Source organism: Paenibacillus sp. FSL R7-0345, from assembly GCF_038595055.1.
Lineage (GTDB): Bacteria > Bacillota > Bacilli > Paenibacillales > Paenibacillaceae > Paenibacillus_AQ.
Genome location: NZ_CP152002.1, coordinates 2046655 through 2063542 on the forward strand (window position 1 = coordinate 2046655; position 16888 = coordinate 2063542).

At 52.5% G+C, this 16888-nt stretch carries 18 protein-coding genes and 1 riboswitch; of the genes, 14 read left to right on the forward strand and 4 right to left on the reverse strand.

The genetic code is table 11. The annotated features are described in order from the left end of the window. The first annotated feature begins 177 nt into the window (after window positions 1–177). The 4 genes from NST84_RS08525 (at window position 178) to NST84_RS08540 (ending at window position 3338) form a co-directional block, all read left to right on the forward strand. Window positions 178–678: an Lrp/AsnC family transcriptional regulator gene (locus tag NST84_RS08525; protein WP_039871479.1), complete on the forward strand. Its 501-nt coding sequence runs from the start codon at window positions 178–180 to the stop codon at window positions 676–678. 13 nt (window positions 679–691) lie between these two features. After that, window positions 692–1912: an aminotransferase class I/II-fold pyridoxal phosphate-dependent enzyme gene (locus tag NST84_RS08530; protein WP_342565168.1), complete on the forward strand. Its 1221-nt coding sequence runs from the start codon at window positions 692–694 to the stop codon at window positions 1910–1912. Between the two features lie 97 nt (window positions 1913–2009). After that, window positions 2010–2255, forward strand: a complete 246-nt coding sequence (locus NST84_RS08535; RefSeq protein ID WP_342565169.1) for an aspartyl-phosphate phosphatase Spo0E family protein — start codon at window positions 2010–2012, stop codon at window positions 2253–2255. 177 nt (window positions 2256–2432) lie between these two features. Then, the gene (locus NST84_RS08540; RefSeq protein WP_342565170.1) at window positions 2433–3338 is read left to right on the forward strand and encodes an alpha/beta hydrolase; all 906 of its coding nucleotides are present in this window, start codon (window positions 2433–2435) and stop codon (window positions 3336–3338) included. Window positions 3339–3341: 3 nt separating this feature from the next. On the opposite strand, the gene NST84_RS08545 is transcribed toward NST84_RS08540, so the two are convergent. Next, window positions 3342–4049 carry a hypothetical protein gene (locus tag NST84_RS08545; RefSeq protein ID WP_342565171.1) on the reverse strand — a complete coding sequence of 236 codons (708 nt, stop codon included), beginning with the start codon at window positions 4047–4049 and terminating at the stop codon, window positions 3342–3344. Between the two features lie 211 nt (window positions 4050–4260). Between NST84_RS08545 and NST84_RS08550 the strand changes: the two genes are divergently transcribed. Genes NST84_RS08550 through NST84_RS08565 form a run of 4 tightly spaced genes read left to right on the forward strand, consistent with a single transcriptional unit; the run spans window position 4261 to window position 7219 of the window. Further along, window positions 4261–4824, forward strand: a complete 564-nt coding sequence (locus tag NST84_RS08550) for a cob(I)yrinic acid a,c-diamide adenosyltransferase (protein ID WP_342565172.1) — start codon at window positions 4261–4263, stop codon at window positions 4822–4824. Then, complete coding sequence (locus NST84_RS08555; protein ID WP_342565173.1) at window positions 4824–5858, forward strand: RluA family pseudouridine synthase; 1035 nt, start codon at window positions 4824–4826, stop codon at window positions 5856–5858. Before NST84_RS08550 ends, NST84_RS08555 begins: the two co-directional genes overlap by 1 nt. A 30-nt stretch (window positions 5859–5888) precedes the next feature. Further along, complete coding sequence (locus tag NST84_RS08560; RefSeq protein WP_342565174.1) at window positions 5889–6254, forward strand: arsenate reductase family protein; 366 nt, start codon at window positions 5889–5891, stop codon at window positions 6252–6254. Window positions 6255–6283: 29 nt separating this feature from the next. Further along, window positions 6284–7219 carry a 5'-3' exonuclease H3TH domain-containing protein gene (locus NST84_RS08565; protein ID WP_342565175.1) on the forward strand — a complete coding sequence of 312 codons (936 nt, stop codon included), beginning with the start codon at window positions 6284–6286 and terminating at the stop codon, window positions 7217–7219. Window positions 7220–7291: 72 nt separating this feature from the next. Here NST84_RS08565 and NST84_RS08570 read toward each other — a convergent pair whose 3' ends face one another. Next, complete coding sequence (locus NST84_RS08570; protein WP_342565176.1) at window positions 7292–7702, reverse strand: peptide deformylase; 411 nt, start codon at window positions 7700–7702, stop codon at window positions 7292–7294. A gap of 182 nt (window positions 7703–7884) precedes the next feature. Between NST84_RS08570 and NST84_RS08575 the strand changes: the two genes are divergently transcribed. Both NST84_RS08575 and NST84_RS08580 read left to right on the forward strand, forming a co-directional pair. Beyond that, window positions 7885–9381 carry an alpha-N-arabinofuranosidase gene (locus NST84_RS08575; protein WP_342565177.1) on the forward strand — a complete coding sequence of 499 codons (1497 nt, stop codon included), beginning with the start codon at window positions 7885–7887 and terminating at the stop codon, window positions 9379–9381. Window positions 9382–9395: 14 nt separating this feature from the next. Continuing rightward, window positions 9396–9683, forward strand: coding sequence for a hypothetical protein (locus NST84_RS08580; protein ID WP_342565178.1), 288 nt, complete (start codon window positions 9396–9398; stop codon window positions 9681–9683). A gap of 156 nt (window positions 9684–9839) precedes the next feature. On the opposite strand, the gene NST84_RS08585 is transcribed toward NST84_RS08580, so the two are convergent. Next, a complete protein-coding gene (locus tag NST84_RS08585; RefSeq protein WP_342565179.1) occupies window positions 9840–10772 on the reverse strand; it encodes a MarR family transcriptional regulator in 933 nt (310 codons plus the stop codon). Between the two features lie 251 nt (window positions 10773–11023). Between NST84_RS08585 and NST84_RS08590 the strand changes: the two genes are divergently transcribed. Beyond that, window positions 11024–11905 carry an ROK family protein gene (locus NST84_RS08590; RefSeq protein ID WP_342565180.1) on the forward strand — a complete coding sequence of 294 codons (882 nt, stop codon included), beginning with the start codon at window positions 11024–11026 and terminating at the stop codon, window positions 11903–11905. Window positions 11906–12069: 164 nt separating this feature from the next. After that, complete coding sequence (locus tag NST84_RS08595) at window positions 12070–13089, forward strand: HRDC domain-containing protein (RefSeq protein ID WP_342566380.1); 1020 nt, start codon at window positions 12070–12072, stop codon at window positions 13087–13089. A gap of 76 nt (window positions 13090–13165) precedes the next feature. On the opposite strand, the gene corA is transcribed toward NST84_RS08595, so the two are convergent. Then, on the reverse strand, window positions 13166–14101 hold the full coding sequence (gene corA / locus NST84_RS08600) for a magnesium/cobalt transporter CorA (protein WP_342565181.1): 936 nt from the start codon (window positions 14099–14101) through the stop codon (window positions 13166–13168). Between the two features lie 397 nt (window positions 14102–14498). Then, window positions 14499–14626: riboswitch (SAM riboswitch) on the forward strand. Window positions 14627–14737: 111 nt separating this feature from the next. Between corA and metA the strand changes: the two genes are divergently transcribed. Together metA and NST84_RS08610 are read left to right on the forward strand one after the other, a co-directional pair. Next, complete coding sequence (gene metA, locus NST84_RS08605; RefSeq protein WP_342565182.1) at window positions 14738–15655, forward strand: homoserine O-succinyltransferase; 918 nt, start codon at window positions 14738–14740, stop codon at window positions 15653–15655. Window positions 15656–15703: 48 nt separating this feature from the next. Then, window positions 15704–16888, forward strand: coding sequence for a PLP-dependent transferase (locus NST84_RS08610; protein WP_342565183.1), 1185 nt, complete (start codon window positions 15704–15706; stop codon window positions 16886–16888).

The following is a 16888-nucleotide window of genomic DNA, read 5'->3' on the forward strand; positions in this document are numbered from 1 at the left end:
CTGCTGCGGATAATGGCTGAGCCTAAATATGAATAAGCTGTACAATCAGCGGTTGAGCTGCTGCGGGGTTATTTTGTTTGCAGAGCAGACATTTTCATGTAATATTAGTATTAAACTCTTTTCGCTGGTGCCGCGCTGAAGACGCAAGGCGGCACGCGAACTATCCGGGGGGAAGGCATGAAGGAAATGGACGAATTAAAGAGGAAAGTGCTGGAACTGCTCAAGGAGGACGCCCGGAGCTCTGCGGCGCTGATGGCGACCCTGCTTGGAGCGGAGGAAGAAGATGTCAAGACAGCGATTGAGCAGATGGAAAAGGATCACGTCATCGTCAAATATGCGACGGTCGTGAACTGGGATAAAGTGAGCGACGAGCGGGTAACCGCACTGATCGAAGTGCAGATTACACCTGAGCGCGGACGCGGCTTTGAAGGTATAGCTGAGCGTATTTATCTGTATCCGCAGGTTAAATCGGTCTATCTGATGTCAGGTGCGTATGATCTGCTGGTCGAAGTAGAGGGACGTAACCTCCGCGAGGTCGCCAATTTTGTATCCGAGAAGCTCTCGCCGATTGATTCGGTGCTTTCAACCAAAACCAACTTTACACTCAAAAAATACAAACAGGACGGTATCATCTTTGAAGAGCATGAAGAAGACAATCGCCTGCTGATATCTCCGTAAAGGAAGTAATCATATGATCACGAATAATCAGAAGCAGACCGGAGAATCAGATAAATCTATGAATTCCTATCTGGCGCCGCTGGTTCAGCAGATCCAGCCGTCAGGTATCCGCAAGTTTTTTGATCTGGCCGCAGGCAGCAAGGATATTATTTCACTTGGTGTCGGCGAACCCGATTTCAAGACTCCATGGCATGTCAGGGAAGCGTGCGTTTATTCCCTGGAGAGAGGCTTTACCGGTTATACCTCTAATGCCGGAATGCCGGAGCTGCGTGAAGGAATTGCGAATTACCTGCATTCCCGGTTTGCAGTAACCTATAATCCAGCTGACCAGATTATAGCAACGGTAGGCGGCAGTGAAGCAATCGATCTGGCGCTCCGCGCCCTGATTGCACCGGGAGATGAAATTCTGATTCCGGAGCCGTGCTACATTTCTTATTCACCGATTACCGCGATTGGCGGCGGAATACCGGTCGGAATTGAAACCTTCGGCGAGAATAACTTCAAGCTGACAGCTGCAGATCTTGAGGCCAAGATTACACCGCGCTCCAAGATTCTGATCCTCTGTTATCCGAGCAACCCGACAGGTGCAATTATGACCCGTGAGGACTGGGAACCGATTGCCAAGGTCGTCGAGAAGCATGATTTGATCGTTATTTCCGATGAGATCTATGCCGAACTGACCTATGGAAGCAATCACGTAAGCTTCCCGTCGCTGCCCGGCATGATGGACCGGACTATTCTGGTTAGCGGCTTCTCCAAAGCCTTCGCCATGACTGGCTGGCGGATGGGCTATGCCTGCGGTCATCCCGATCTGATCGCCGCGATGCTGAAGATCCATCAGTACACCGTGATGTGTGCACCATCCATGGGCCAGGTAGCTGCTCTGGAGGCGCTCACCAACGGGATGGAGGAGAAGGACCGGATGACCGACTCGTACAACCAGCGCCGCCGTTTGATCGTTAAGGGCCTGCGGGATGCCGGTCTGGATTGTCATGAGCCGCAAGGGGCGTTTTATGCTTTTCCAAGCATTCAGCGAACCGGTCTTACCTCCGATCAGTTTGCCCAGCGGCTGCTGATGGAGTACAAAGTAGCGGCAGTGCCGGGCAGCGTGTTCGGTCTCGGCGGGGAGGGCTATCTGCGCTGCTCGTACGCTACGTCTGTGGCCCAGCTGAATGAGGCGGTAGAACGGATTGGGGCATTTGTCCTGCAGCTTGAGAAAGAACGGACCGAATAACCTTCAAGCCGTTTAGCATAAGCAACAGGGCTATGGCACATCTTCTTATTGTATGGTATTATTTTACTTTAATCCATCTCATTAGGAGGAATGACTAATGCTCATGGGCGATTGTTACTTACCTTCCTATGGAGGGGAGTGCTGTCCTCAGAGTGGATATTCAGTTACAGATGCTGCCGCACACAAGCAGTCACTGGAGGATGAAATTCTGAGTCTCCGCAGCAGAATGGAGCAGATTTTTGTGCAGGAGAAATCCTTTACTTCTGAGCTTGTAATCGAGATCAGCTGTCTGCTGGATCTCAAAATCAATGAGTACATGAAAGGAATCTACCGCAGAATCTGACTTGTGTGGCGTTCCTTATGATGAAGGGCCTTCGGGCCCTTTTTTTATATCCAAAAATAATGCTGAATCATCCTGAAAACTTCCTTATAATGGAGAAGAGTTCCTTCTGCCGGGGTCGATGCTGCGTTTTAGGCGGAGAGAACGTTAAGCCATTTTATACATAAAGGTGGAATTGCCATGGTTAGCGTTTTTAAAAATGAAGCCGGCAAAGAAAACGTGCTCCGATCCTATAATGAGCTTCTGCAGGGCTGGCATACGGAGTTCCGAGAGTTGGATATGGAGACCCCTTACGGGATTACGCATTGTATTACGGCAGGAAATGCTGGCTTGCCTCCATTGCTGCTGTTTCACGGGGTGGGTGATAATTCGGCGGTGATGTGGCTGTTGAACATCCGGGAGCTATCTCAGCATTTTTATTGTGTAGCAATTGATACCTTGGGCGGACCCGGCAAAAGCATTCCTGACACCAGGTTCAATAAGCAAACCTTTGACCAGGTTCATTGGATTAACAGTGTTGCTGACGGGCTGGGACTTAAGCAGTTTTATGTTGCCGGTGTGTCGAACGGAGCTTATATGGCTTATAACTATACGGTTAACGAGCCGGGAAGAGTCCTGAGAGCCGTCTGTATGGAAGGGGGAATGGTCACTGCGCCGCTCAAATCCATGGTTCAGACGCTGCTGATGATGTTTCCGGAAATTTTGATGCCCACCCGCAAAAATCTGCTTAAGGTCGTTGCCAAGCTCAGCTCGCCGGAATCCCGTCTGACCGAGAAGCATCCGGAAGTTGCAGAACATCTGGTGCTTCTAATGAAGAATCATAATCAGCAGGCGATGTTTGTCCATAAGCTTCAGCTTTACGATCAGGAGAAAGCAACGGCAGTAAGAGAGAAGCTGTATTTTCTGCTGGGCGATTACAACTTGCACCGCAAGAAGGATTTTACAAGCGTGCTGGACGGCGGGAATTTCCGCTACAAGGTCATTCCAGGCTCGGGCCATGGCATCAATCATGAGCAGCCGGAGCGCGTGCACCGGGAGATCATTGATTTTCTGCTTCAGCCTGATATGACGGCAATGATCCGCTGACCCTTATTTTCTGCCGCTGCGCGCAGCTCTTCGTCTTCCGGTAAAAAAGGCTACTCCAGCACCTACAGTGGTGAGGATAAAGAACAGAACATAATAGATAAGCTCCCGTCCCGGGTTGTCATAGTAATTAAAAAGGTTAGCCCCGATAAAGAGCAGCAGCAGAAGCACATCATTCCTCCGCTGTCTGGGCCGGTATTTGCCGGAAATTTCCTCACTAAAGCTCTTATAGCCGATATAATCCTGATGGGGAGCACCGTCCGACCGTGCGGTGTTCTCTTCACTGTGCTTGTACAGAAGGGAATGCAGCAGCGTTACATTCTTAAACTGGTTGCCTATAGTTATTCTCGGATGCCCGGGACTGTAGATCAAAAAAGCCCCTTCAATCAGTTCAACATAAATCTGGTCCAGGTCAAGTGTAATGATTTTATGGTACTCGCGGTAGCGCATCGTTTCATTGTCGATTTCTACAAAAGAATTGCTGATCTGAAAAATATAAATCAGGCTGAGTACCAGAAACATTGTACCCAGGCCGGCCAGCATGAATAAAACGCCGGTGTCAGACTGGTATAATCCCGCTCCGATAAAAAACAGTGACATCAGAATGGTAAAGGCAGCTATCACATAATGCCATTTCGATATGCGGAAAACTAACGGATACTGCTGGTTCCCCGTATCGACTGATTCAATCTTGGGATTAAGTCTTGCATACATCGCCTTCAGCCTCCTCAAGAGCTCATTTACAGCTTTATTAACCAGAATATTCCTGATTAATCCAGCTAGTAGCTTAAGGTGGCAAAATTGGAATCAGCTGTGCCAGGCAGTTATTTACATGGCAGAAATGCAGGGTCTGATTTGCCTAATCTGCATAAATGCGATTAAACTGTAATTATGTCATTGTGTGCCGAGGGAGAGGAAAAATAATATGGCGATTTATACGCGTACGGGGGATCAAGGGGAAACCTCAGTCATCGGCGGCCGGGTAGGCAAGGATGATGTCCGGGTCGAGGCCTACGGGACGATTGATGAGCTGAACAGCTTTGTCGGCCAGGCCCGCAGCCTGATGGACGACGACAGATTCAGCGATGTGCGGGAGCAGCTGCTGGAGATTCAGCACGAGCTGTTCGACTGCGGTACGGATCTGGCTTTTGTACAGCTGAGCGAGAGTAAATATCATGTTAAAAGCGAAATGGCTATCCGCCTCGAAGGCTGGATTGATCAGCTGCAGGCGGAGAATCCGCTGCTGGAGCGGTTCATCCTGCCGGGCGGCAGCCAGCTGTCCTCGGTGCTGCATGTCTGCCGCACCGTCTGCCGGCGGGCAGAGCGCCGGGCAGTGACGCTTGGACGCAGCGCGGATATTAATCCGGAAGCGGTCATCTACCTGAACCGGCTGTCGGACTATTTCTTTGCGCTGGCTCGGACGGCAAATACAAGGCTGGGGGTTGCTGACGTGGAGTATGTACGCAGCAAAAAGGTATTCCGCAACTAATGAGCAGCTACTATCCGCCGATTACCTATATTGTGCCGCCGTCTGAGGACGGCTGGCTGCTCAAAACCATTCTGCAGAAGCGCATGGATGTTTCCCGTAAGCTTTTGTCAAGGCTGAAGATGACCGAGCAGGGTATTATGCTGAACGGGGAAAGGGTCTACATCAGCGTTAAAGTCAGCAGCGGGGACCGGGTGGAGATCCGGATGGAGCGGGAAACGTCGGAGGATATTCTGCCGCAGGATATCCCCTTTGACATTCTCTATGAAGACGAGCACCTGCTGGTAGTCAACAAAGCGGCAGGCATTATTGTTCATCCGACACACGGACACTATACCGATACGCTGGCCAACGGAGTGGTGCACTACTGGGCGGCCAAAGGAGAGCAGTACCGCTTCCGGCCGGTCCACCGGCTGGACCAGGAGACCTCCGGCGTGCTGGTCATTGCCAAAAATCCCTACAGCCACCAGCATATCTCCGAGCAGATGATCGCCGGCACGGTGGACAAGCGGTATGCTGCCTTCGTGCATGGAGTTCCTGCTGCGCCGGCCGGTGATATCGATGGTCCCATAGACCGGGACCCTGCAGAGCCGCACCGGCGGATTGTGACGCCGGACGGCTACCCATCCTTGACCCGGTATGAGGTCAAGGAAAGCTATAGCGGCCGTGCCGCCAGGGTCGAGCTGAAGCTGGAGACCGGCCGCACCCACCAGATCCGGGTGCACATGAGCTCGATCGGCTGTCCGCTGATCGGCGACGGCATGTACCGGCACCCGTTGTACCGGCATGTGCCGCCTGCAGCTGGCTGCGGGACACCTGATGCTGCCGGGCATGAGCTGCCGGCAGCATCAGGGCTGGCGCCGGAGCAAGCGGCGCAGCTCGCCGGCATAGCCGGGCTGGACGCAGCGATCCCGCGCCAGGCGCTGCATGCGGTGCGGCTGTCGTTCAAGCACCCGATCGGGCTCGCCGAACTGCTCTTTGAAGCGCCGCTGCCGCCGGATATGGCACTGCTGGAGCAGAAGCTGCGGCAAAAATAATACATTTCATAGTCACCAAAGGAGTAACACATGAGTCACTTAAAAGTCTATCAATACCCGAAATGCAGTACCTGCCGCAGCGCGGTTAAATGGCTGAAGGAACAGGGGCATGAGCTTGAGCTGCAGCATATTGCCGAACAGCCGCCTACAGTGGAGGAGCTTCGCGTGCTTGTGGCGAACAGCGGGCTGCCGCTGAAAAAGTTTTTTAATACGAGTGGTGAAGTGTACAAAGAGCTTGGTTTGAAGGACAAGCTGGCCGGACTGAGCGAAGACGAGCAGCTGGAATTGCTGTCACAGCACGGAATGCTGATCAAGCGTCCCATAGTTACGGACGGCAAGAAGGTTACAGTCGGCTATAAAGAAGCGCAATACGGCGAAGCCTGGAGCAACGCCTGATTATAAACGGAAATAAGGAGAGGTTACACATGAGTTCAGAAACAACGGGCCGGGTAATGATCGTCGATGGAATGGCTCTGCTGTTCCGGGCCTTTTATGCGACCTCTTATGGAGGCTATATCCGCAAAACCAAGGCCGGGCTTCCGACCAATGCGGTGTACGGGTTTTTGCAGTATTTTTTCGACGCGGTAAGCACGTTTGAGCCTTCCCATGTGGTCTGCTGCTGGGATATGGGCAAAGGGACCTTCCGTACTGAGAAATATGACGGATACAAATCGAACCGGATCGATGCCCCGCTGGAGCTGATCCCGCAGTTTGATCTGGTCAAAGAAGTGGTGGCTGAGCTTGGCGTACCGAATATCGGACTGGCCGGCTACGAGGCAGATGACTGCATCGGGACGCTGGCTGCCTGCTACGGCGATGAGTCCGAGGTTTATATTCTGACCGGTGACCACGATATGCTGCAGCTCGTCACGGATAACGTCAAGGTCATTATTATGAAAAAAGGCCGTTCCAACTATAAAGTTTACGATCCGGCTGAGCTGCTGGAGGAAAAGGGCCTTACGCCGCGACAGGTTATCGACCTTAAGGGCTTCATGGGCGATACGAGCGACAATTATCCTGGTGTAAAAGGTATCGGGGAAAAAACAGCCCTCAAGCTGCTGGCCGAATACGGCAGTGTAGAGGGCGTAATTGAGAATCTGGAAGCTCTGCCTAAGGGCGTCCGTTCCAAAATCGAAGCCGATCTCGATATGCTGCATCTCTCACGCGAGCTGGCAGAAATCCGCTGCGATGTACCGATCGTCTGCACATTAGCAGAATGCCTCTGGGAGCTGCAGCGCGACACGGCAGTCCGCAAATTTCAGGAGCTGGAGTTCGGCAGCCTGATGCATCTGATCGGCGGGATCGCCGAGGTGCGCGACGAACGCGGAATTGTGCAGATTGAGCTGGGGGATTTGGGTTAAGCAGATACACACCAAAAAGCGCCTTAGGACCGTTTCCGGTCTGCAGGCGCTTTTTGGTGTACCTAATTCAGACTAAATAATGATTCCCTCGCAGTGATCGACCTCATGCTGAATGATCTGCGCTGTGAAGTCGGTAAAGATCTGCTTGTGCTGCTTGAAGTTGCGGTCCAGGAATTCGACCTCAATGGACTCGTAACGCTTGGTTTGCCGTACGCCTTCAAGGGACAGGCAGCCTTCCTCTGTATCATAGGGGCGGTTACGTTTGGTAATGACCGGATTAATCATCCCAATGTTGACCGGCCCGATGCTGAAAGCAATAATCCGCTTGTTTACACCGATCATGTTCGCCGCCAGACCGACGCAACCGTCTGCATTGGCGCGCAGTGTATCCAGCAGGTCATCCAGCACCTGTACATCTTCCCTGGTAGCCGGAACGGACTTCCGGCTCAAAATGGCCATATCTTTGCAAATAGCTCTAATCATAATATTCTCCATGTCTGCTTTATTTGGCTGTAAGCCGTCACTGCTATAATAGCACTTCAAGATTAGCCAGAACAATCGGGCTTTGATTTAAAGATTGACGGAAGGAACTGGCAATGCTTATAATATTAATAAATCAGTTTAATAATTAATATTTATATTAACTATTGAGGGGTGGCTTGTTCATGGCTCAGCGTGCAGTACTGAATGCAGATATCCGCAAAAGCACAATTAACCGCAATATTTACGGACATTTTTCCGAGCATCTGGGACGTTGTATTTACGAAGGCATCTGGGTAGGCGAAGATTCGCCGATTCCCAATACGAAGGGCATCCGCAATGATGTTGTGGAAGCGCTTAAAGAAATCAGTATTCCGGTGCTGCGCTGGCCGGGGGGATGTTTTGCAGATGAGTATCACTGGAAGGACGGCATCGGTCCGCGTGAAGGCCGCAAACGGATGATTAACACGCATTGGGGCGGCACGGTGGAGAACAACCATTTTGGAACCCATGAATTTATGGAATTGTGCGCTATGCTGGAATGCGAGCCGTACATTAACGGTAATGTGGGCAGCGGCACTGTTCAGGAAATGTCCGAATGGGTGGAGTACCTGACATTCAACGGGGTATCACCGATGGCGGAGCTGCGTAAGGAGCACGGGCGTGAGGAGCCGTGGAGCGTATCTTATTTTGGCGTGGGAAATGAGAACTGGGGCTGCGGCGGCAACATGCGTCCGGAATATTATGCTGATCTGTACCGCCGTTACCAGACTTATGTACGCAATTACGGGGATAACAAAATCCACCGGATCGCCTGCGGGGCGAATGTGGATGACTATAACTGGACGGAAGTGCTTATGCGTGAAGCGACCCGCTTTATGGATTCACTGACCCTGCACTATTACACAATTCCGACTGGAGAATGGCACAACAAGGGGGCGGCTACCGGTTTTGAAGCCAAAGAGTGGTTCTCCACACTGAAAGCGGCGCTCCGCATGGATGAGCTGGTTGCCCGTCATAGCGTTATTATGGACAAATACGATCCGGAGAAGCGTGTCGGCCTGATCGTCGATGAATGGGGTACCTGGTATGATGTGGAGCCGGGCACGAATCCGGGCTTCCTGTATCAGCAGAATTCGATCCGCGATGCGCTGGTGGCCGGACTGACGCTGAATATTTTCCACAAGCACAGCGACCGGGTGCGGATGGCGAACATTGCCCAGACAATTAACGTGCTGCAGGCTGTCATTCTGACCGAAGGCGAGAAAATGGTTCTTACTCCTACGTACCATGTATTCAACATGTACAAAGTGCATCAGGACGCTCAGCTGCTGGATCTGGCTTTGGAGAGCGGAGCATACAGCTTCGAAGGCAGCGAAATTCCGGAAGTATCCGCGTCTGCTTCTGTCAATGCTGAGGGTGTCATTCATGTCAGCCTGTGCAACCTGAACCATGCTGCTGCTGCCAAGCTTCCGCTGGAGCTGCGCGGACTGGCCGGCCGGGAAGTTGATATTACCGGTACTACGCTGGCCGGAGCGTCTATTGATGCTCATAATACCTTCAGTAATCCTGAAGCGGTAGCACCGCAGGCATTCACTGCCTTCAGCCTGGAAGACGGCATAATCAGTCTGGAGCTGGCTCCGATGTCGGTTACCGTGCTGGCCATTAAGCCGAAAGCCTAAGAAGGAGAATCAGGATGAGCACAGCTTCCGCCTGCAAAGGCTGCCGGGATGAGTACAAGGTAACGGAAGCACAGATTGCCCGGATTCTGGCTTCCTCGATGTTTAATCCGGATAATACCGCTCCGGAGGAGGTATATGCTGCCCGTTATGCCCTGTGCTCAGGTTGTCCCAAGCTGCAGGATGGGGTGACCTGCACCGCCTGCGGCTGTATCATCCCGGTCGTCGCCCGCCTGAAAGCACGCGGCTGCCCGTTGCCGGGAGGCGGGCTGTGGCAGCCTATGCCAGCCTCTGCGGCGGAATAAGCTGCCCCGGGCGGTACACGGACTCACGGGCAAAGACCTGAACATGCGGGCCGGGAACCCGCATAATGCAAAACAGCGGCAGTCATGGACGAGGGTAATGTCCGTGGCTGCCGCTGTTTTTTCGTCAGTCCGGCTGCAGCCGGGCCGCAGCGGGTGTTACTCCGCCGGCTCCGCCGGAGCCGCGCCGTCCGTGTAGAACAGCTCAACAACGAGATCGTCGTTGTAGTTGCCGAAGCCCTTACCGAACAGGGTAAGCCCGCCGATATGCTCGGCGTCCTCCTCAACCGAGAGGCGGAAGGTCCATTGCTTGTCACGGATGCCGACTTGATCAAGTGTAATATCAGAGAGCTTGAGGCCGTCCATAAAGGTTCCCTTTGGCGTTATCCGCAGCTGCTTCAGCAGCCCGTACTGGTTAGTAAGCGCCGGCCACCAGGAAGGCGTATACTTGCCGCGGCTGTCACCGTAATCACCGGGACTCGTCCAGAAGCCGAGCGCAGTACCATTTAGGGTAAAGGTAATATCCGAAGGCCAGTTGTTGTTAATCGAAGGGGCTTCGGAGGCGATTTCCATTGTAATCACAAGCTCCTCCGGCTGCTGGCTGGATAGCAGGAAATTCGGAATCTTGTATTCGACAAACCCTTTGCCGAACCAGAGAATGCCGGCATTCATCCGCTCCATATCCCAGAAGTAGCGCGGATCGTCGAAGCTGCCGATCACCTGCGTGGTAGTGGCAAGGCCGCAGGTCGGCTCAATCTGGAAGTCGGAGTAATGCCCGACAGGGATTTCTTTGCGGTGGGCTTTGCGTTCTGCTTTGTCCGGGGCAGGGAAAATAATCTCCGCCCGCTCGGCGGCCAGGGAGCAAATTTTCTGCAGCCCGCTTTTGCCGGGAGCCATATGAGTGGTGATCAGTCCGGCCGCTTCCAGCTTCCGGACATGCATCGTCATAATGGCGCTGCTGAGATTCACGGCGCCGGCCAGCTCCTTGACGTTCATCGGCTGTACCGCCAGCAGCCGGAGCATATGCAGGCGGACAGTGCTTGATAATGCTTCATAGACCGGCAGAGAATCTTCAGTAAGATCTAATTTCATGGTGAGCCTCCGATACATATTAATTAATTAACAATTATATTAGTTAAAAAGGTTTTACACAAGCTAAATCCCGAAAAGCCGTCTTTTTACTTATAGCGCTGATTAAAATTATTGGTATATGTCAACCGCTTGTCATACTGCCGGCAGGCACGTATAATTATTTTAAGAGAGCGTTTTATTTTTATATCCGGATTATATACAGACCGGGCCGGAAGCCGGCTTGTGCTTATTTTAGAAGGGAGACTGCTGCTGTGAGAGTGCTTGGAGCAATTGAAGCCGGGGGAACCAAATTTGTATGCGGAATCGGACATGAGGACGGATCGGTAGTCGACCGGGTAAGCTTCCCGACGACAACGCCTGAGGAAACAATGGGACTGGTGCTGGACTATTTTTCCGATAAAAAGGTTGAAGCAATCGGAATCGGCTCATTCGGGCCGATCGACCCTGTATTGGGCAGTCCTACATACGGCCATATCACTACTACACCTAAGCCTCACTGGGGAGGATATAATGTGGTTGGTGCGGTTGCGGCGCAGTTTGATGTGCCGGTCCGCTTTGATACCGATGTTAACGGGGCTGCTCTTGGTGAATCTACCTGGGGAGCTGCCCAGGGTCTGGACAGCTGTCTGTATATTACTGTAGGTACAGGCATTGGAGCCGGTGCGGTTATCGGCGGTCAGCTGATTCACGGCCTGTCCCATCCGGAAATGGGGCATATTCTGGTGCCGCGCCATCCGGAGGACACCTACAGCGGATTCTGCCCGTACCATGGGGATTGCCTCGAAGGCCTGGCGGCGGGTCCTGCAATCGGCAGCCGCTGGGGCAAGCCTGCCGGCGAGCTGGCTGCAGATCATCCGGCCTGGGCGATGGAAGCCCACTACCTGGCTCATGCACTGATGAACTATGTGCTGGTGCTGTCGCCGCAGAAGATCGTTATGGGCGGCGGCGTTATGAAGCAGAGCCAGCTGTTCCCGCTAATTCAGTCCAAGCTGCAGGAGCTGCTCGGCGGCTATGTCCAGCATCCTGCGCTGAACCAGGAAATCGGCAGCTACATTGTTCCGCCGCAGCTTGGCGACAATGCCGGACTGGTGGGAGCACTCGGACTTGCTAAACTGGCGCTTGCCGGAGCCTGATTCAAAAAGAGATTGACTGTACGGAAATATATGGTATTGTAGTTTCTAACAGTATAGCATTTACGAGGAAGCACCTCTTTCACGATTTTCGTGGGGGAGGTGCTTTTTTTTGCGTTATGCGTTATGCGAATGCGTGCTGTATGACGACGAAAGTAGGGATTCCTATGCAGATTGTATTTTTAAACCGGTTATCGAGAATGTCCGGAGCGGATCAGGAGGTTTATGCCCAGCTCTGGATCGGCGAGGAGGAGGGGGTCTGGCGGATCGGATGGCGGGATTTCTCCGGCAGCCATGAAATTGACGAGCATATCTGGTATGAGGGCGGCTCGTGGACCGAAATGCTGTGCGTCTACAGGCATGAACTGGCAGTGAAGATGGGCGACGGCTACCGTCCGCTGATTGACGGGGCTTTTCATGAAGAGGAAACGCTGGCTGGGCGTAACCGGGAGCAGCTGAAGCTGCAGTATTACAGTGAACATCACGGAAATCAGGCTGTTTATGATGAGCTTTGCGCCTGGCGGCGGGGTAAAGCCTCCAGTGAGCGGAAGGCACCGTATATTCTCGCCAGCAACCGTCTGCTGCGCATGCTCAGCGCCTATCTGCCGCATACGGAAACGGAGCTGCTGCAGATACCGGGAATAGGGGAAGGCAAGGTTTCGCAGCATGGCAGCGACTGGCTCAGTATTACTGCCGCTATTCCGCGCGAGCACAGCTATCCGCTGAACTGGGTGCATGAGGCAGTGGAGGAGGAGGCATTCTCGTCCTGGCTTTACAAGCAGAAGGAAATCAAGTACAAGAAGCAGCTTGAACGGCTGCGGCTGCGCCGTATCCTGCTGCAGGGGATCGAGAACGGACTTGGCATGGAGCAATTGCAGGCCACCGGCGGAATCAGCCGGCGTGAAGTGCTGGAAGCTGTAGAAGAGCTGGAGAAGGAGGGGTATTCTGTTGAGAAGCTGATCGAGAATGAGCTGAAGGAGGTTTCAGCCGAGGAGCAGAACAGCATCTGGATGGCTTATGAGCTGATGGGTGATACCTTTTTGAAGCCGGCGCTGTACAAGGCGTATGGGGATAACTTCTCCCCGGCAGAGGGGCTGGATCTTTATTATGAACGCCTGCGGCTGATCCGCATCCGCTTCCGGCGGGACCGCCAGCTGCAGACAATCGGCGAAGCTGTGAGCTATTAGAAATACAAAAGGCGAAGGTTCCCCCATACTTTACAGTAGCGGTAGCCTTCGCCGTAGCGTATTCGTCCGTTATCGTTCATAGCCAATCCTTCTTGCGGAAGATCACCAGCATTCCGCAGCCGAGCGTAACCATCACAGCAATTACGCCGTAGTAGCCGTATTGCGAATGGGTTTCAGGTATATTGTCAAAGTTCATCCCGTAGATACCGGTAATGACGGTAAGTGGCATAAATATGGTAGTTATTGCAGTAAATACTCTCATAATTTCGTTGGCACGGTTAGCAATACTGGACTGGTAAGCTTCGCGTAAGTTGCCCATGAGGTCGCGGTAGGTCTCAAAGGTTTCAGAGATCTTGACCGCATTTTCATAAATATCGCTGAAATACTTCTGCAGTTGGTCATCGATCAGTCGCAGGTCCTTTTTGTTCAGGGTGTTGATAACTTCCTTCTGCGGCCCGAGCATCTTCTTCAGCCACAGAATTTCACTGCGCAGACCGATAATCTCGCTCAGATGCGATTTCTTGGTATGCATCAGGATATCTTCCTCAAGCTTCTCAATCCGCGCTTCAATCCGGTCACCGACAGAGAAGTAATTGTCTACAACGATGTCGATCAGGTGGTAGAGGAAGCGGTCAGGCTCGCTGACCTCCTGCTCCCACAGGATGGGCTTCAGGACGCGCAGCTCATGAATTTTTTGTTTGGTGACAGTAATAATGTAATGTCTGCCCAGGAATACGTTCAGTGCCCGGAGGAAAATTTCCTCGTCATCAAACCGGATGCTGTTAACTACAATAAAATAATGGCTCTCATAAATTTCAATCTTTGGCCGCTGCTCCTCTTCACTGAGGCAGTCCTCTACCGCCAGATCATGCAGATTGAACAGGGGCTGGAGCAGCTCCAGATCCTCATCATCAGCGTCGATCCAGTAGAATCCCTCTGCGGGGGCAGTCAGTGTTGCTTCAATATCATCGATCGGGGTAAAAACCCCTGCGTTTACCAGCCGGATTTTCATCTGATTCACTCCTTATGTCCCCGGTCTTCTCCAGGGTTATGCTAATTAAAGCACACGGAAAAAATCAGCTTGGCCAGCGGTACAATCAATGAACGGGCCAAAATGACGTTTCGAGAGCATGAAGAAATAGTGCTCCCGCCGCCGGCAAGCTGATGCTAATCCTGTGTGGTTGCTCACTTTGCACGCTTAACTGCGTACCCGGGTCGCCTTCCATTCTTCTCTCACCTCTGTTCTTCGTCACTTGTGCCTTGAAACACTTGTCTAGTATAACGCCGGGGTATGCCTCTTTCAAGCAAAATTCTTTACATTTTAAGGGCTCTTCAGCATTGTATGGACTTGACGAAAAGCAGGTTCATGATTTAAAGTGAATTTTAAGAAAAAAATTGAATACAGCTTAATCTTATCAAGAGCAGGTGGAGGGACTAGCCCTATGAAACCCGGCAACCGGCGTGTATACGCACGGTGCTAATTCTTGCGGAAGCTATGCAGGGCATGCAGCCCGGCACTGGCTCTGGCAGATGAGAGAGGCGCATATGACTGAACCTATATGACCTTTCTCGCGTGCGGGAAAGGTCATTTTTGCATAGAATTCAGTTCAAACTCAGGTACTAATTCGAATAAGGAGTGGACACAGCAATGCCAATCAAAATCCCTGACAGTTTACCGGCCAAAGAAGTATTATCCGGAGAAAATATCTTTGTAATGGATGAAAGCCAGGCTTTTCACCAGGATATCCGTCCGCTGCGGATCGCCATCCTGAATTTGATGCCTACCAAGGAAACGACCGAAACGCAGCTGCTGCGCCTGATCGGTAACTCTCCGCTCCAGGTCGATGTAGTCCTGCTTCATCCCAGCTCCCATACCTCCAAGAATACTTCTGCGGAGCATTTGAAGAGCTTCTATACAACCTTTGATGAAATCAGCCACCGCCGCTTTGACGGCCTGATTGTAACCGGAGCTCCGGTAGAGCAGCTTGAGTTCGAGGATGTGAATTACTGGGAAGAGCTGCAGCAGATTTTTGAATGGAGCAAACATAACGTTACATCGACTATGCACATCTGTTGGGCGGCCCAAGCTGGCCTGTACCACCACTTCGGAGTGCGCAAGGTAAGTCTTGACGAAAAATGCTTTGGAGTGTTCTCGCACACGGTGAGCCATAATAATGTTAAGCTGCTGCGCGGCTTTGACGAAGTGTTCCATGTTCCGCATTCCCGCCACACCGATGTATCGCGTGAGGATATTGAAGCTAATCCGGAGCTGCAGATTCTGGCTGAATCGGAGGAAGCCGGAGTATATCTTGTGGCGACCCATGACGGCAAGCAGATTTTTGTAACCGGGCATTCCGAATATGATCCGTTCTCGTTAAAATGGGAGTATGACCGTGACGTCGCCAAGGGTATGGAAGTTGCGCTGCCTAAGCACTATTACCCTAAGGATGACCCGCAGCGGACACCGCCGGCGATATGGCGGGCCCATGCCAACTTATTGTTTGCCAATTGGCTCAATTACTATGTATACCAGGAGACACCCTACGACATTGGCCCTATCATTTAATAAATAGAAGCAAACCAATTTTCACCACCACATTTAGGAGGCTCACCGATGGACGAGAAACTGAGGATTGAAAGCAGACTTGCGCAAATAGGCTCACAGGAAGATCCCGCTACCGGAGCAGTTAATTACCCGATTTATAATGCAACGGCATTCCGCCACCCGAGACTTGGACAAAGCACCGGCTTTGACTATATCCGTACCAAAAACCCGACCCGGTCCGTGCTGGAAACGGCTGCGGCTGAGCTGGAGTCCGGTGATGCCGGCTTTGCCTGCAGCTCCGGCATGGCTGCACTGACCACGGTGTTTGCCTTATTCGGACAGGGGGATCACCTGGTCGTTTCCCTTGACCTTTATGGCGGGACCTACCGTCTGCTGGAACGGATTTTGTCCAAGTACGGTATTACAGCCTCCTATGTGGATACCAATGACCTTGACGGACTGGAAGCAGCCCGCCGTCCGGAGACAAAGGCAGTGTTCATCGAGACGCCGACCAATCCGCTGATGATGATTACTGACATCCAGGCAGTGTGTACATGGGCAGGCCATCACGGGCTGCTGACGATTGTAGACAATACGCTGCTTACCCCGTTCTTCCAGCGCCCGCTGGAGCTGGGAGCGGATATCATTGTGCACAGCGCGACTAAATACCTGGGCGGCCACAATGATGTGCTTGCCGGCCTGATCATAACCAAAGGTGCTGAGCTGTCTGCTGAAATGGCCGTTCTGCATAACTCCCTTGGAGCCGTGCTTGCACCTAATGACAGCTACCAGCTGATGAAGGGCATGAAGACGCTGGCTCTGCGCATGGAACGTCATGAGAGCAATGCGCTGGCCCTTGCCCATTATCTGCTGGAGCATCCGGCCGTGGCAGAGGTGTTCCATCCGGGTCTGCCGGATCATCCGGGATATGAAATTCAGAATCGCCAATCCTCAGGCAACACAGGCATCTTCTCCTTTAAGGTAAAAGATGCCCGTTACGTGGAGCCGCTGCTCCGCCACATCCGGCTGATCGCTTTTGCCGAGAGTCTGGGCGGGGTTGAGTCCCTTATGACTTATCCGGCCGTACAGACTCATGCCGACATTCCGGTAGAGATTCGCGATGCTGTCGGGGTAGATGACCGGCTGCTGCGCTTCTCCGTCGGCATTGAGCACGTGAACGACCTGATTGCCGACCTCGGCCAGGCGCTGGAGGCAGCCCGTGTGGAGCTGGAGCAAGCAGTGACAGCTGAATAA

What these genes read in the sequence shown, in the direction of transcription:
- NST84_RS08525 (WP_039871479.1), top strand. Translation starts at nt 178, where the DNA reads ATGAAGGAAATGGACGAATTAAAGAGGAAAGTGCTGGAACTGCTCAAG.
- NST84_RS08530 (WP_342565168.1), top strand. Translation starts at nt 692, where the DNA reads ATGATCACGAATAATCAGAAGCAGACCGGAGAATCAGATAAATCTATG.
- NST84_RS08535 (WP_342565169.1), top strand. Translation starts at nt 2,010, where the DNA reads ATGCTCATGGGCGATTGTTACTTACCTTCCTATGGAGGGGAGTGCTGT.
- NST84_RS08540 (WP_342565170.1), top strand. Translation starts at nt 2,433, where the DNA reads ATGGTTAGCGTTTTTAAAAATGAAGCCGGCAAAGAAAACGTGCTCCGA.
- NST84_RS08545 (WP_342565171.1), bottom strand. Translation starts at nt 4,049, where the DNA reads ATGTATGCAAGACTTAATCCCAAGATTGAATCAGTCGATACGGGGAAC.
- NST84_RS08550 (WP_342565172.1), top strand. Translation starts at nt 4,261, where the DNA reads ATGGCGATTTATACGCGTACGGGGGATCAAGGGGAAACCTCAGTCATC.
- NST84_RS08555 (WP_342565173.1), top strand. Translation starts at nt 4,824, where the DNA reads ATGAGCAGCTACTATCCGCCGATTACCTATATTGTGCCGCCGTCTGAG.
- NST84_RS08560 (WP_342565174.1), top strand. Translation starts at nt 5,889, where the DNA reads ATGAGTCACTTAAAAGTCTATCAATACCCGAAATGCAGTACCTGCCGC.
- NST84_RS08565 (WP_342565175.1), top strand. Translation starts at nt 6,284, where the DNA reads ATGAGTTCAGAAACAACGGGCCGGGTAATGATCGTCGATGGAATGGCT.
- NST84_RS08570 (WP_342565176.1), bottom strand. Translation starts at nt 7,702, where the DNA reads ATGATTAGAGCTATTTGCAAAGATATGGCCATTTTGAGCCGGAAGTCC.
- NST84_RS08575 (WP_342565177.1), top strand. Translation starts at nt 7,885, where the DNA reads ATGGCTCAGCGTGCAGTACTGAATGCAGATATCCGCAAAAGCACAATT.
- NST84_RS08580 (WP_342565178.1), top strand. Translation starts at nt 9,396, where the DNA reads ATGAGCACAGCTTCCGCCTGCAAAGGCTGCCGGGATGAGTACAAGGTA.
- NST84_RS08585 (WP_342565179.1), bottom strand. Translation starts at nt 10,772, where the DNA reads ATGAAATTAGATCTTACTGAAGATTCTCTGCCGGTCTATGAAGCATTA.
- NST84_RS08595 (WP_342566380.1), top strand. Translation starts at nt 12,070, where the DNA reads ATGCAGATTGTATTTTTAAACCGGTTATCGAGAATGTCCGGAGCGGAT.
- corA (WP_342565181.1), bottom strand. Translation starts at nt 14,101, where the DNA reads ATGAAAATCCGGCTGGTAAACGCAGGGGTTTTTACCCCGATCGATGAT.
- metA (WP_342565182.1), top strand. Translation starts at nt 14,738, where the DNA reads ATGCCAATCAAAATCCCTGACAGTTTACCGGCCAAAGAAGTATTATCC.
- NST84_RS08610 (WP_342565183.1), top strand. Translation starts at nt 15,704, where the DNA reads ATGGACGAGAAACTGAGGATTGAAAGCAGACTTGCGCAAATAGGCTCA.